We start from the raw sequence: 13,141 nt of genomic DNA on the forward strand, positions 1-13,141 counted from the left end.
GTTTGGATTGTGTTGATTTTTTTTGGACGCTGCCAGATCAACCCAACGACTGAAGTAAGACTTTACCCGTGACTAATACTGCACATAAACCACCTTCGATTCAGTGAAAAACTCCATGTTCGAATGCCCGATGGAGAAGGCGCCGAAGCCGGACTGCTTTACGCCTCCGAAGGGCATATGCGCCTCGCTGGCCGTACCGTGGTTGATGTGCACCATACCACTCTGGATACCTTCCGCAAAGCGGTACGCCTGGGACAGGTCACGCGTAAACACGGAGGCCGCCAGCCCGTAATCCACGTGATTGGCGATTTCAAGCGCCTCTTCGGCTGTCTCTGCGGTCAGCACCGTAAGCACGGGGCCGAAAATCTCCTCCCTGGCGATCCGCATGTCCGGCTTCACCTGCGTGAGCAGCGCCGGCTTCATGAAATAGCCTTGGCCGAAAGCCCCTTCTTGCAGGACTTCTCCGCCGGTCAGCAGCTCCGCCCCTTCCTCCAAACCCAGACGCAAGTAGCTTTGAACCGACTCCAAGTGGCTCCGGCTGACGAGCGGCCCCATTGTGCTGCCGGGCTGCCAGGCCGGTCCGATGACGATGGGCTCCATCTCGGAACGCAGCGCCTCGATCAACCGGTCCGCCTCCGGCTTCAGCACAATCACCCGGCTGATCGCCGTACACCGCTGCCCGCTGCAGGCAAAGGCCGCGCTTACGATTTGCTTCGCCGTGTGCGAAGGTTGATCCAAATCCAAGACGACAGCCGGATTTTTGCCACCCAGCTCCAGCTGTGTCCGGGCTAGCCGCTTAGCCGCCGCTTCCTGAATCGCGACGCCGAGGGCGGTCGAGCCGGTGAAGGAAATGCCCTTCACGAGCGGATGCTTCACAAGCGGATCACCGACCGCTCCTCCACTGCCCGTAACCAGATTCACCGCGCCGTCCGGTACTCCCGCTTCCTGAAGCAGCTGCATCAGCCGGACGGATGTCCATGGAGTGAGAGAGGCGGGTTTGTAAACGACGGTGCAGCCATAGGCCAGCGCCGGTGCAAGCTTGCGCACAGGCGTCACAACGGGGAAATTCCACGGCGCAATGGCCGCCACCACACCGATCGGCTGGCGGACGACGGAGTTCCAAACGTTCGCGCGCTCGCTCGGCAGCGTGGTGCCGTCCATCCGCTGCGCTTCACCGGCGGCGAAGCGGGCCTCCTTGGCTGCGCGGGCGACCTCCCCGCGGGATTCGTTCAGCACTTTGCCTTGCTCTGCGGAGAGCATGAAGGCCAGCTCTTCACTGTGCTGCTCTAGCAGGTCGGCGAACCTCGCCAGCTTGGCGGCCCTTTCCGGAGCCGGCACCTTAGACCAGGTCAGGAATGCGCGGTGTGCCGCCGCTACGGCTTCATTCACGTCCGTCTCATTGGAGCTTTGAAAACGGCCCAGCAGCTGATGCTTATTCGCTGGGTTGAAGATCTCCAGTGTCCGTCCGCTCGATGACGGCTTCCAGACCCCGTCGATCCAGTTCCCGTAGGTTTGCCCGCTGTGCTCTTCCAGCCAGCGGATCATGTCACTTGCCATACGCTTCTCCTTCCTTTGCGTCAGCTCATGGCCGCCCGGCATATGTGTTTTAGGTCCTCCAGCGTCGGCTTGCGCGGATTGACGGGCACGTTGCCCGAGAGCATCGCTTCCTCCGCAAGAAATCCGAGATGCTCCTCCTGAACGCCGAAATCGCTCAGCGTCTGCGTGATCCCCACATCCTCCTTCAGCTGACGGACGGCATCGACAGCCCGTTCAGCGGCATCCCGCTGGGACAGCTGCTCGGTCCGCTCTCCGAAAATGGCGGCGATTTCCGCAAATTTGGCAGTATTCCCAATGAGATTAAATTGCATGACCTCCGGCAGCAAAATCGCATTCACCGTGCCATGCGGAATATGAAAGTGCGCGCCAAGCGGCAAACCCAGCGCGTGGGCCAAGCCCAGCCTGGTCGAATTGAACGCCATGGCGGCGATCAGGCTGGCCATCAGCATATCGTGGCGCGCCTGCAGGTTCTCCCCCTGGACTACGGCGAGCCGCAGGCTCCTCGCGATCAGCTTCATCGCATGCAGCGCGAGCCCCTCCGAAATCGGCTGCGTCGCTTTGTTCACATACGATTCAAGCGCATGTGTCAGCGCATCCATGCCCGTCGCAGCCGTCACCTGTGGCGGAAGACTGAGCGTCAGCTCGGGGTCGCACAGCGCCAGATCGGGACAATTGTACGGACTGCCGACGCTGAGCTTGACTTTGTTCTTCCGGTCGGACATGACCGACCAGATGGTTACTTCGCTGCCGGTCCCCGCCGTGGTCGGGACCGCAATGACCGGCGCGCCTTTGTGCGGCACTTTGCCGATGCCGACATAATCGAGGATATGACCGGCGTTGCCCAGCATCAGGCCGATCGCCTTCGCCGTATCGAGGGAGCTGCCTCCGCCGATGCCGACGACCACATCGCAGCCTGCCGACTTCGCAGCCTCCAGTCCTTGGTCCACCGATTCGATATCCGGATCGGACTGAATGTTGGAGAATACCTCACAAGGGATAGAGGCTTTATTCAAAATGGCGCATAGCCGGTCCACAAGGCCCGCCTTGACGACACCGGGATCGCCGACAATCAGCGCCCTGCTGCCTCCCAGCCTCTGAACATGATCGGCCAGCTGATGAACCGAGCCGTTGCCGAATTCAATGGCGGTCGGTAATTCATAACGAAACACGCGGTTGAGCAGCATAATCGGTCACTCCTTCTTCCATACGTCGGTCCTTAGTCCGGCATGGCTGCATCCAGCAAGCTTACTCCGTAGCGCAAGCCGATCCCGTGCAGCTCCTCTGCCACCTTGAGCGGCAGCTCAATGCCGTATTGCTTGCGGCGCTCACTCTGCCGATGCTCGAGCTCGCCTGGGATCAAAATCTCCGGCACCCCGGGAGCTTTGGGCTCCGCCTTGAGTGAACGGATATAATCGTCCATCCGGCCTTTGAAAAAAGGGAGCGGAATAAACCGCTGAATATCGATCGCCATAAAGAAATGACCGACGTTCTGGTCCTCATTCCAATTCTCATACATGTTATTGACATACTGGCCGTAGCCGGCCCCGGTCAAGACGCCGCTTAATATATCGATGACCATCGAAATGGCGTAACCCTTGGCTCCACCGACAGGAAGCACGGAGCCCTCCAAAGCCGCCTGCGCATCCGTGGTGGGGTTTCCGTCTTTATCGATGGCCCAGCCGAGTGGAATCGGTTCGCCCTTCTGCGCCGCCACGATGATCTTTCCACGCGCAACCACGCTGGTAGCCATATCCAGGACGAAAGGCTGCTCCGCCCCCGCCGGAACTCCTACGCACAGCGGGTTCGTGCCGATGAACGGACGGATCCCTCCCGTCGGCGGCATCGTCTGCGAGGCGTTCGACATGACCATCAGAATCATGTCCTCGCGAATTGCCTGCAGCGCATAAAAGGCGCCCGTCCCAAAGTGATTGGAGCCCTTCACGCCAACGATGCCGATGCCGCCTGCTTTTGCACGGTCCAGCGCCGTACGCAGCGCCTTCATGCCGACATAGGCGCCAAAGTTGTTATTCCCGTCAAGCAGCGTGAAACCGGGGCCCTCGGAAATGACGGAAGGCTCCGCAAGAGGCTGGATACGTCCCGCTTCCAATCGTCTTAAATAAATATCCGTCCTTACGACGCCGTGAGAATCCACGCCCCGCAGGTCGGCCTCCACCAACGACTGCGCAACGATCTGCGCCGTCTCCGTAGGAACTCCAGCCTTTCGGAACACGGATTCGCAAAAGTCAGCCAGCTTTTCCCAGTGAAACCGCTGCGGCAGGCTCAATGAAGATCACAGCCTCTCTTCTGAAGCAGCGCATCCACCCAGCTCCGATCGACCGTCCCGTCCTGAATGCTCTGCAAAATATCGGCTTCGCGCACCTGCTGCTCACGCACCAGCTTCAGGATCCCCTCGGCATGCTCCAGGGGGATGACCACAAGCCCGTCCTCGTCTCCCAATAGGATGTCGCCGGGGTTAATAATCATGCCGTTGAGCGAGATCGGTACGTTGATTTCGCCGGGGCCGTCCTTATACGGTCCCCTATGGGTAACGCCCTTGGCGTACACGGGGAACGTATCGTTCATGAATGCGCCCGTATCCCGGATCGCGCCGTCGATGACAAAGCCCGCAAGCTGCTTACGCTGGGCCAAGCGGAGCATGATTTCCCCCACAATCGAGTTGGTCAAATCTCCTCCGGCATCGACTACAATCACATCTCCCGGCTCCGCGAGCTCGATCGCTTTATGGACCATCAGGTTATCACCGGGTCTTGTTTTCACCGTCACGGCGACGCCCAGCAGCTTTCCTTCCTTATGATAGGGCCGAAGTCCGGCGGCACCGCTAACCATGCGATTAAGGTTATCACTGACATGCGGAGTCACCACGTCCCTGAACGCCTCCACCAGCTCCCGAGCCGGTCGTCGTGACATAGGGACAATGCGAAATCCGATATTCTCCATCATGATCAACTCCTAATATTAGCAGGATGAGGATCGCTGCCTGCGCAGCCGCCATAAGCGACTGCCACTTCGCTGCAGGCAACGATCCAAGTGGTTCAATAGGGTGCTACACGACCGTGGAATCCAGCTCCCAACCCAGCTGCTCGTAAATTTTTCTGCGGCCCGCTTTGTCGTTCTTCAACTCTTGATGCGCATACTTGGCTACCTCGTAAGCCAGCTTGCGAGGCACGACGATCACACCGTCTCCGTCCGCGACCACCACATCGCCCGTGTTTACCACCACACCGCCGATATTAACCGGAACATCGAGCGAATCGAAGCGGATCCGGCCCTGGTCCATCTTCTGTGAAACAAACTTCGACCATACCGGCACGCCCTGCATAATGACCTCATCCGTATCCCGCACACCGCCATTGGTCACATAGCCGACAATCCCGTCGCGAATACCTGCCAGCGTATTGTTCGAGCCCAAGATCCCCACGTCGACGCCGCTTTGATCGATGATCATGAAGTCGCCCTTCGTGATGCTCTTATGCCATGGATCGTAGCATACTTCTTTGTAGTACCATTTCACCCACTTCGTATACTCCTCCGACGTCATTTTCGGCACCGCCTCTTCATAAGGCACGTAGCGGGCTGTTCGCGCAATCCCCACAACACGCGTTCGGAATAGCGGGCGAATTTCATAGTGCACGCTACCGTAGTGATGCATCATGTTCCAATCCATCCCGTCGCGCACATCCGCCACACGAAGGTCTTTATACAGTTCTAAAAGCTGATCACGATCGTCCATTTAAATCTCTCCTTTTTTATAAAACGATTTATTTGAGATGCTCTCAAATACCCTCAAATCACCGTCGGGTCGAGCTCTCGACCCATGGCCTCATAAATACGGCGTCGGCCTGCTTTATCCGCTTTCAGCTCTTGATGAGCATACTTGCCTACTTCCAGTGCCATTTGGCGAGGAACCACGATCACTCCATCGCCGTCGGCAACCACGACATCACCTGAATGAACGACCACACCACCGATGTTAACCGGCACATCATTCGCATCGAATTGGATGCGGCCCTGATTCATTTTTTGCGAGATGAACTTGGACCACACCGGCACCTTTTGCAAAATCAGCTCATCCGTATCCCGCACGCCCCCGTTCGTGATAAAGCCGACAGCGCCTTTCGCGTAATAGGCCAGCGAGTTGTTAGAGCCTAGAATGCCTACATCGACGCCGCTCTGATCTACGACGACAAAGTCTCCAGGCTCGGTCGCCTTCATGCCGGGATTCGAAGTCAGCGTGGCGTAGTACCATTTCACCCATTCGGTATATTCGTCCGGCGACATTTTCGGGATGTCCTGCTGATACGGAATATATCGGGACGTCTGCGCAATGCCGACGGCTCTCGTACGGTAAAGCGGTCGGATTTCGTGGTGCACGGTGCCATAATGATGCATCATGTTCCAGTCCATCCCATCCCGGACATCGGCTACACGCAAATCCTTGTACAATTCCAGCAGCGTTTGCTTTTCGTCTTGAGACATTTTCAAATCGGTTCACTCCCATGGTTGATTTATATTTTTAATCCCTAGGAACGTAACAAAGCTGTCGCTAGAGAACAAAAATCGGCTTTTATCCTTTCAAACCACCGGTGGAAATTCCTTCGATCAGGTACCGCTGGAAAAAGATGAACACCGCGAACACGGGGACCAGGGAGAGGATGGACATGGCGAACAAGGCCCCCCAGGAGTTATCCCCCATCGAATCGGTAAACATCCGCAGCGCCAGTGCGACAGGAAACATTCGGATCTCACTTACGTAAAGCAGCTGACTGAAGAAGTCGTTCCAGGTCCAAATGAAAGTAAAAATCGAAGTCGTCATGAGCGCCGGAACGGTCAAAGGAATAATCAGATACCAATACATCTTAATCGGACCACACCCGTCGATCTCCGCCGCCTGATCCAGCTCCCGGGGGAGAGAACGGATGAACTGTACGATCAGGAAAATGAAGAAGGCTTCGACTCCCAAAAACTTAGGCAGGATTAGGGGCCAATAGCTGTTGATCCATCCAAATTTGTTGAACATGATATATTGCGGGATAACCGTCACGTGAAACGGCAGCATTAGCGTCATCAGCATGATGGCGAAAAATACTTTTTTCATAAAAAAGCTCAGCCTGGCAAAGGCATAGGCCGCCATGGAGCAGGAGATTAGCGTACCGACGATGCACATCCCCACTAAAAAAAACGTGTTCAGAAAAAATCTTCCGAAGGTGAACCCGGATAGCCCCGCCCACCCCTGTACATAGTTGTCGAACGTCATTTTTTTAGGAATCAACGAGGTATTCACGAAGATTTCCGTATTGTCTTTAAACGAGCTGACGAGCATCCATAACAACGGATAAATCATAATGAAACAGCCGGCAATGATGAAGCTATGGAGGAACACCTTGGACTTGGTTGATGTGCCCGTCGCCAAATGTAATCACCTCTATTCTTGATAATGCACCCATCGTCCGGATGTGACGAAAATCAGTGAAGTGATGAATGCAATCGTTATAAGCAGCATCCAGGCCATGGCGGCGGCATACCCCATATTAAATTGTGCGAAGCCCTTCTGGTATAAGTACAACGTATAAAATAGGGTGGAATTCAGCGGCCCGCCTGCCCCACCACTGACGATATACGCGGATGTGAATGCCTGAAAGGCATGGATGATGTTCATGACTAAGTTAAAAAAGATAATCGGCGTTAGCATGGGGAAGGTAATGCTTTGGAATTGCCTCCATCTCCCAGCCCCGTCCATCCGGGCAGATTCATACAAATCCGCTGGAATTTGCTTGATCCCCGCCAAAAAAATGACCATGGCAGACCCGAATTGCCACGTGGATAAAATGATTAACGTGTATAAAGCTGTGCTCGGCGTCGCGATCCAGTTCATCCCTTCCAGCCCGAAGCGGTGCAGAATGCTGTTAATGAGGCCTTCGCCTCCGAAGATTTGCCTCCATAACAGCGCGACCGCTACACTGCCTCCGAACAGCGAAGGCACGTAATAAATGGCCCGGTACACGCGCAGGCCCCGAATGCCCCGATTGAGCAGCAGCGCGATGGACAGTGCGAAGGAAAGCGACAGCGGAACGCTGAGCAGCACATATTTGATGGTCACCCCGACGCTGGCTAAATATTTCTTGTCGTGAACCATTTCTACAAAGTTACTTGTGCCGATCCACTTCGGCGTGGTGAACAGATCGTAATTGGTGAAAGCCAAATAAAGAGAATACCCCATAGGGAACGCGCTGAGCCCGAGCAAGCCGATGAGCCAGGGCGTCACAAACATATAACCAACCCAGTTGGTTTTCCAAAACGATCGGATAGCATTCATAAGCTCGCTCCCCTAGCTCGACCGGGCGGAAGCCGGAAGACGGTTGATGGTATTCAGGCTTCCATCCGGCCGCAAGGTTAATGGTGAAAGCTACTTATTCAATATGGCTGTGGCCTTATCAACAAATTCCTGCGCTCCCTTATCTATGCTGCTCTGACCAAAAGCAACCGATTGCGCGGTTTCCGTCAGCAGCGTGCGCACGGCGCCCTGCCCTGCCGGAGGAAGCGGCAGCTGGCCGGCCGTTTTCAGGCTCGTTTGAATCGCGTCGATCGTGCGCTGCTCCGGCGGTGACAGCAGCGGCTTGATCGTGTCGTTGCCCTTGGTTGACCCGAGCGCTCCCTGCTCGAGCTTAAAGATTTTGACCGCTTCGTCGTTGTTCACGAAGAAGCTGATAAAATCCGCCGCTTCTTTCGGATGCTTCGAGGTGGCGGCTACGGCCAAATAAGCACCCTCGATAAACTCGCCTTCCTTGCCCTTCGGATCGGTCGGTCTTCTAAGCGCCCGTACCTCACCTTCCTTAATGTAATTTTGATACAATGGAATCTGGTTAAATGGGAAGTTTGCAAGCAGTACCTTGCCCTTTACGAAGAGGCCTTGATCAAGGGACACGCTCGCGTATTGCTCCGAGGTGGCTGCGTCCGGGATCGCCTTGATTTTCCGCAGCTTATCCCATAAGGAAAACCAGGCCACCATATCGTCCTTATTGACGCCCAGCTTGCCGTCGGCATTGAACAAATCCTTCCCGCGCTGCCTTGCATATACTTGAAGTCCGGTTATATCGCCGCTGCCGTCTACGGAAGCCCATACGCCGTTCTCCTTGATCGCCTTCTGCAGCTCGGTCGCCTTCGCGATAAAATCGTCCCACGTCCAATTGTAGTCGGGGTATTTAACGCCAAGCTTATCGAACGCAGCTGTGTTAAAGTTCCAGCCCGTCATCGTTACCCCTTGCGCTACCATGACGGTTTTTCCATTTACTTTTCCTGCCTCTTGAACCGCTGGCGGAAAATTTTTCACATCGATCGTTCCATCTTGGATGTATTGGCCTAGATCCAGCAGCGTATTCCGGCGGGCATAGTCGGCTACGTAGGTGGCATGCATGCCGACGACGTCCGGGGCGTTGCCGCCCGCGGTTTGTGTGGCGAGCTTATCCCAATAGTCGTTAAAGGCGCCGAATTCCCGGACAATTTTGATATTGGGATGCGCCTTTTCGTAGAGATCGGCAATGGCATTATATTTTTCGTGCCGCTTTCCATCCCCCCACCAAGCAAAACGGATGGAAATGGGCTCTTGTTTTTTGGCCTCGGCCGGAGCTGGAGCTGGGGTCGACGTGGTGCTGCTCGCAGCTGGCTTGGAAGCACCGTCTCCAGAGCCACTTGAGCTATTGGAGCCGCCCGTGCCCGTGCTGCATGCCGCTAATCCAGAAACGAGCGTTACCGAAGCCATGACCGTTAGAAGCGCTTTCATATTTTTCATTAACAGCTCTCCCTTTCGTTAATTTGAGGACACTCCGATTCGTATGTAGACACACGTTCAGATCTGTTCCTTCAACTCCCGGGCTGCCTGCAGCTCCATTTCATGAAGCTTTTGAACTCTCCTCCGAAACGGCTTTTCCGTGCTGAAGCGCGCTGTGATGAAGACCTCTAATAAATCGCCTGCCAGCCAAGGTCCGATAATTTGCGCCCCCATGCACATAACGTTGACATCGTCGTGCTCTACGCATTGATGGGCGGAATGAACGTCGTGACATACGGCGGCCCGGATGCCCGGTATTTTGTTAGCGGCTATAGCGGCTCCGACACCGGTCCCGCATACCAGCACTCCACGCTCCGCCTGGCCCGATCTGACGGCATCGCAAACCGTTCGGCTGATGTCCGGAAAATCGACCGGTTCCGTAGAATGGCAGCCGTAATCAACCACCTCACAGCCTAAGGATTTAAGCTTATCCATTACGTGGGCTTTCATGGCAAATCCGCAATGGTCGTTTCCGAGTGCAATTTTAATAACGCCACCTCCCTTGTATTAGTTCAGCTTGTTTCAATTACCATGGTAATTCTTATTATAAGCAGGCTGTTTTTTTAAAATAGGCGGGCGGATTTGGATAATGTTGAATATATTTGGCGCCTGTCTTTTTTGCGATAAAATACTAAAAAAAGAGTCAAGCGCTATATAGCCGCTTAACTCTTTACATGGTTTCTGTTTTGCCGCCCACAAGCATCGGCATCATGACGCAACGCGAACAAACCCTCGACCTGGAGAGCGAGGGTTCGATAACAGGTTATAAACATGATCGAAGCGTTCTTGAGTCCAAATACCTTATCAGAACTTGTTGTAGAGGATGGTCCCCGTTAAAGTTCAAGTTATATCGGCAGCCTGCCTGCTAAGAAATTGTCGAACGGAAACATCTATGCTTAGTCCAATGGCACGGCTATAAGCAGAAAGAGCATCTGCTTTGCGATCCATTCGTTTGTACAAATGACCGGCAAGCGCCCAATAGGGCTGATAGTTAATCACTTCTGCAGATGAAATAGCTTCTAATAGGGCAATACCGCGTTTCGCCCCATAAGCCTCCGCGACCGCTGCTGCTTGGCCGACTAATGCGCCCAGTGTGGGGTGGATACGAATGAGGCCTTCATATAACTGAGCAATCGCCTCCCACTCAATACGCCCTGTCCATAAACGCTGCGCATGCACCGATTGAATCGCGGCCATGAGTTGAAAGCGACCGATTCCACCGGCCTGCGAAGCGTTAAGCAGAAGACGCTCCGCCTCCAAGATCAAGCCTTGACTCCATCGCGCACATTCTTGCTCCGATAGGGGGATATAGTTCCCCTTGTCATCATGTCGTGCCTGACGGCGTGCCTCACAAAAAAGCATAAGTGCCAACAGACCGTAAACCTCCGGTTCGCTGGGGACGAATTGGAGAAGCAGTCTTGCCAGATCGATCGCTTCTTCCGCCAATTTCCTGCGAGGTGAATCGGTAATGGCAGCCTCGTCCCATCCACTCCCGTAAGCTGCATATATGGCCTCCAAAACGGAATCTAGACGAGAAGGAATCTCTTTTTCATCAGGCATTTCAAATGTGAGTCGTTCCGCACGAATTTTTGCTTTTACCCTAGTAAGACGCTGACTCATGGTGGAGGGCTTGGTGATAAAGGCAGACGCAATTCGAGCTGCATCGATTCCAAGCACAGTCTGAAGCATAATCGGAGTACGCATAGCAGGATCAATTGCCGGATGCGTACAAAGAAGCATCATCCTCAGTCGTTCGTCCGGAAAGGAAGCGCTGGAAGACGTCAGACGCTGCTCATCCTCGGACATCGCAAGGAGTGTCGGCAGCGCGCGGTCAGAAACACGAGCATGGCGGGCGCGATCGATAAGCCGCCTGCGGGCAACCGCAACCAACCATGCTTCAGGCTTATTCGGAATGCCCACTTTGGGCCAAGCTTCCAGCGCGGCGAGAAAAGCATCTCCAATGGCATCCTCGACAGCGGGTACATCCCGCCAATGAACAGCCAGATAGGAGAGCAAGCGGCCGTAAGCATTACGTGCCGTTTGTTCAATGACCTGATTAGTGTCCATAGGATGACTACTTCAAAGCGGAAATGTTCTGTCTGACCTCAACCGTATCGACAGGCCCTCGAGCAGCCCACTCCAATGCGGTGTCTAGGTCCGGCACATCAATCACGAAGATCCCGCCCAGCTGCTCCTTCGTCTCCGAAAACGGCCCATCTTGAACAGCTATCTCACCACCACGACGCTTCATTGTGGCTGCTGTCTCGGGCGCATATAGACCCGAACCGAATACGACAATTCCAGCCTGCCGCAAAGCATGCACATAGTGCGTCCAGCCTGCCAAGTATTCTTGTTGTCGTGCTGGATCCGTTCTTGCCGCAAAATCCTCCTGATTCTCGTAAAACATTAAGGTGTAAGTCATACAAAAACTCCTCTCTTATTCTGTATTGGAATTTGGATTCGTTATAATGTCGTTTTAGCTGGTTCGAATTCTACATTACAAGAAAAGTTTTTATTTGAAAACTTAAGATTCCGAAAAGCTATCCTCAACGGAAACACCTGACCTTTCTGGAAATAAAAAAAGCACTTGATCATTGATCAAATACTTTGCCCAGGCGTACGGCTTTTATCTGTGTGCTCCCTCATGGTTATCCATGTTTACGCCAGTGACACACAGTATGAAATTTACATTAATGATACTCTGTTTTTCCATTTTTTACAGTTACGTCGTTACTCGTAGAAAAACAAATCCATCCATTCGTCGCGCGTAACCGGACCGAAATAGTGCGACAGATCAACCGTATCAACGAGCTCGCCGATTGCTTTGGCGTCGTACCTGACACCCCTCAGCTTCGCAGCGAACTCCGCCGCTTCGCCAAGACTGAAGAAGTCGCCATATACGGCTGCCTCGCGGATGACGCCGCTTTCGACATTAAGCCGCACGTCGTATGTGCCGGCCGACAAACGTTTCGTCTTGCGCACATTGAACGCCGGCGAGCGTCCGTAATTCCAATCCCAGCTTCGGTAGCGCTCGTCCGCCAGCTTCCGTACCGCAATCCAATCCTCGTCCGTCAACACATACCGTTCGGGGGGCTGTCCCTCATATATGGAATCCAGCAGCTTCGCCTTGAACGCGTCGATACTCATCGGCTCCGACAGAAACTCCGTAATGTTCGCGACCCGACTGCGCACCGACTTGGTGCTTTTCGAATTGAACTTTTCCGGGTTGGCGTTCAACGCAGCTGCTACGGCCTCCATGTCCGAATCGAAGAGCAGCGTGCCGTGGCTGAATATGCGTCCTTTCGAGGCAAACTGGGCGTTGCCGGATATTTTGCGTTCTCCAACCTGGAGATCGTTTCGTCCGGTCAGTTCAGCCTCAACTCCTAGCGCCCGGAGCGCACGGACAACCGGCTCAGTGAACTTGCGGAAGTTGTGAAACGACTTGCCGTCGTCGTTCGTGACGAAGCTGAAATTCAGGTTGCCGAGGTCATGATAAACGGCCCCTCCTCCCGATAGCCTGCGCACGACCTGAATATGGTTGTCCTCCACGTAACGGGCATTGATTTCCTCCGCCGTATTCTGGTTCTTACCGATGATGATCGAAGGCTCGTTGACATAGAAAATCAGATATTCGTGTCCACCCGGCAAATGCCGAAGCGCATATTCTTCAATCGCAAGGTTCAGCGTCGGATCGTGAAGCTCAGGATAATCGATCAGCAGCATGAGTCCGCCCCCTTC

The 13,141-nt window shown here is 54.3% G+C and carries 13 protein-coding genes and 1 riboswitch; all 13 genes read right to left on the reverse strand.

Annotated features, from left to right (window positions below; all coding sequences use genetic code 11):
- Nucleotides 1-72 precede the first annotated feature (72 nt).
- The 13 genes from FPZ49_RS04525 to FPZ49_RS04585 all read right to left on the reverse strand — a co-directional run bounded on the left by FPZ49_RS04525 (nucleotide 73) and on the right by FPZ49_RS04585 (nucleotide 13,126).
- On the reverse strand, nucleotides 73-1,557 hold the full coding sequence (locus FPZ49_RS04525; protein WP_144843815.1) for an aldehyde dehydrogenase family protein: 1,485 nt from the start codon (nucleotides 1,555-1,557) through the stop codon (nucleotides 73-75).
- A gap of 20 nt (nucleotides 1,558-1,577) precedes the next feature.
- Nucleotides 1,578-2,741, reverse strand: a complete 1,164-nt coding sequence (locus FPZ49_RS04530) for an iron-containing alcohol dehydrogenase (protein WP_144843818.1) — start codon at nucleotides 2,739-2,741, stop codon at nucleotides 1,578-1,580.
- Between the two features lie 32 nt (nucleotides 2,742-2,773).
- Nucleotides 2,774-3,841 (reverse strand): Ldh family oxidoreductase, encoded by a 1,068-nt coding sequence (locus FPZ49_RS04535; RefSeq protein WP_144843821.1) that lies wholly within the window; start codon nucleotides 3,839-3,841, stop codon nucleotides 2,774-2,776.
- On the reverse strand, nucleotides 3,838-4,518 hold the full coding sequence (locus FPZ49_RS04540) for an RraA family protein (protein ID WP_144843824.1): 681 nt from the start codon (nucleotides 4,516-4,518) through the stop codon (nucleotides 3,838-3,840). Before FPZ49_RS04540 ends, FPZ49_RS04535 begins: the two co-directional genes overlap by 4 nt.
- A gap of 103 nt (nucleotides 4,519-4,621) precedes the next feature.
- Nucleotides 4,622-5,308 (reverse strand): RraA family protein, encoded by a 687-nt coding sequence (locus tag FPZ49_RS04545; protein ID WP_144843827.1) that lies wholly within the window; start codon nucleotides 5,306-5,308, stop codon nucleotides 4,622-4,624.
- A gap of 53 nt (nucleotides 5,309-5,361) precedes the next feature.
- The gene (locus FPZ49_RS04550) at nucleotides 5,362-6,054 is read right to left on the reverse strand and encodes an RraA family protein (RefSeq protein WP_144844147.1); all 693 of its coding nucleotides are present in this window, start codon (nucleotides 6,052-6,054) and stop codon (nucleotides 5,362-5,364) included.
- Nucleotides 6,055-6,142: 88 nt separating this feature from the next.
- Complete coding sequence (locus tag FPZ49_RS04555; protein WP_261381243.1) at nucleotides 6,143-6,988, reverse strand: carbohydrate ABC transporter permease; 846 nt, start codon at nucleotides 6,986-6,988, stop codon at nucleotides 6,143-6,145.
- Between the two features lie 12 nt (nucleotides 6,989-7,000).
- Nucleotides 7,001-7,891 (reverse strand): carbohydrate ABC transporter permease, encoded by an 891-nt coding sequence (locus tag FPZ49_RS04560; RefSeq protein WP_144843830.1) that lies wholly within the window; start codon nucleotides 7,889-7,891, stop codon nucleotides 7,001-7,003.
- A gap of 90 nt (nucleotides 7,892-7,981) precedes the next feature.
- Complete coding sequence (locus FPZ49_RS04565; RefSeq protein ID WP_261381244.1) at nucleotides 7,982-9,364, reverse strand: ABC transporter substrate-binding protein; 1,383 nt, start codon at nucleotides 9,362-9,364, stop codon at nucleotides 7,982-7,984.
- A gap of 57 nt (nucleotides 9,365-9,421) precedes the next feature.
- Nucleotides 9,422-9,892 (reverse strand): ribose 5-phosphate isomerase B, encoded by a 471-nt coding sequence (gene rpiB / locus FPZ49_RS04570; RefSeq protein ID WP_144843835.1) that lies wholly within the window; start codon nucleotides 9,890-9,892, stop codon nucleotides 9,422-9,424.
- Between the two features lie 351 nt (nucleotides 9,893-10,243).
- A complete protein-coding gene (locus tag FPZ49_RS04575; RefSeq protein WP_144843838.1) occupies nucleotides 10,244-11,470 on the reverse strand; it encodes an RNA polymerase sigma factor in 1,227 nt (408 codons plus the stop codon).
- Between the two features lie 7 nt (nucleotides 11,471-11,477).
- Nucleotides 11,478-11,825 carry a YciI family protein gene (locus FPZ49_RS04580; RefSeq protein ID WP_144843841.1) on the reverse strand — a complete coding sequence of 116 codons (348 nt, stop codon included), beginning with the start codon at nucleotides 11,823-11,825 and terminating at the stop codon, nucleotides 11,478-11,480.
- A 180-nt stretch (nucleotides 11,826-12,005) separates the two neighbouring features.
- Nucleotides 12,006-12,084, reverse strand: a riboswitch (ZMP/ZTP riboswitch).
- Between the two features lie 49 nt (nucleotides 12,085-12,133).
- The gene (locus FPZ49_RS04585) at nucleotides 12,134-13,126 is read right to left on the reverse strand and encodes a lipoate--protein ligase (RefSeq protein ID WP_144844153.1); all 993 of its coding nucleotides are present in this window, start codon (nucleotides 13,124-13,126) and stop codon (nucleotides 12,134-12,136) included.
- Between the last annotated feature and the right edge of the window lie 15 nt (nucleotides 13,127-13,141).

The sequence above is a fragment of the Paenibacillus cremeus genome (genome assembly GCF_007786445.1).
GTDB lineage: Bacteria > Bacillota > Bacilli > Paenibacillales > NBRC-103111 > Paenibacillus_G > Paenibacillus_G cremeus.

Excerpts from the sequence above, each read along its gene's own strand:
- FPZ49_RS04550 (WP_144844147.1), bottom strand. The coding sequence starts at position 6,054 with ATGTCTCAAGACGAAAAGCAAACGCTGCTGGAATTGTACAAGGATTTG.
- FPZ49_RS04585 (WP_144844153.1), bottom strand. The coding sequence starts at position 13,126 with ATGCTGCTGATCGATTATCCTGAGCTTCACGATCCGACGCTGAACCTT.
- FPZ49_RS04545 (WP_144843827.1), bottom strand. The coding sequence starts at position 5,308 with ATGGACGATCGTGATCAGCTTTTAGAACTGTATAAAGACCTTCGTGTG.
- FPZ49_RS04530 (WP_144843818.1), bottom strand. The coding sequence starts at position 2,741 with ATGCTGCTCAACCGCGTGTTTCGTTATGAATTACCGACCGCCATTGAA.
- FPZ49_RS04540 (WP_144843824.1), bottom strand. The coding sequence starts at position 4,518 with ATGATGGAGAATATCGGATTTCGCATTGTCCCTATGTCACGACGACCG.
- FPZ49_RS04575 (WP_144843838.1), bottom strand. The coding sequence starts at position 11,470 with ATGGACACTAATCAGGTCATTGAACAAACGGCACGTAATGCTTACGGC.
- FPZ49_RS04560 (WP_144843830.1), bottom strand. The coding sequence starts at position 7,891 with ATGAATGCTATCCGATCGTTTTGGAAAACCAACTGGGTTGGTTATATG.
- FPZ49_RS04565 (WP_261381244.1), bottom strand. The coding sequence starts at position 9,364 with ATGAAAAATATGAAAGCGCTTCTAACGGTCATGGCTTCGGTAACGCTC.
- FPZ49_RS04580 (WP_144843841.1), bottom strand. The coding sequence starts at position 11,825 with ATGACTTACACCTTAATGTTTTACGAGAATCAGGAGGATTTTGCGGCA.
- FPZ49_RS04525 (WP_144843815.1), bottom strand. The coding sequence starts at position 1,557 with ATGGCAAGTGACATGATCCGCTGGCTGGAAGAGCACAGCGGGCAAACC.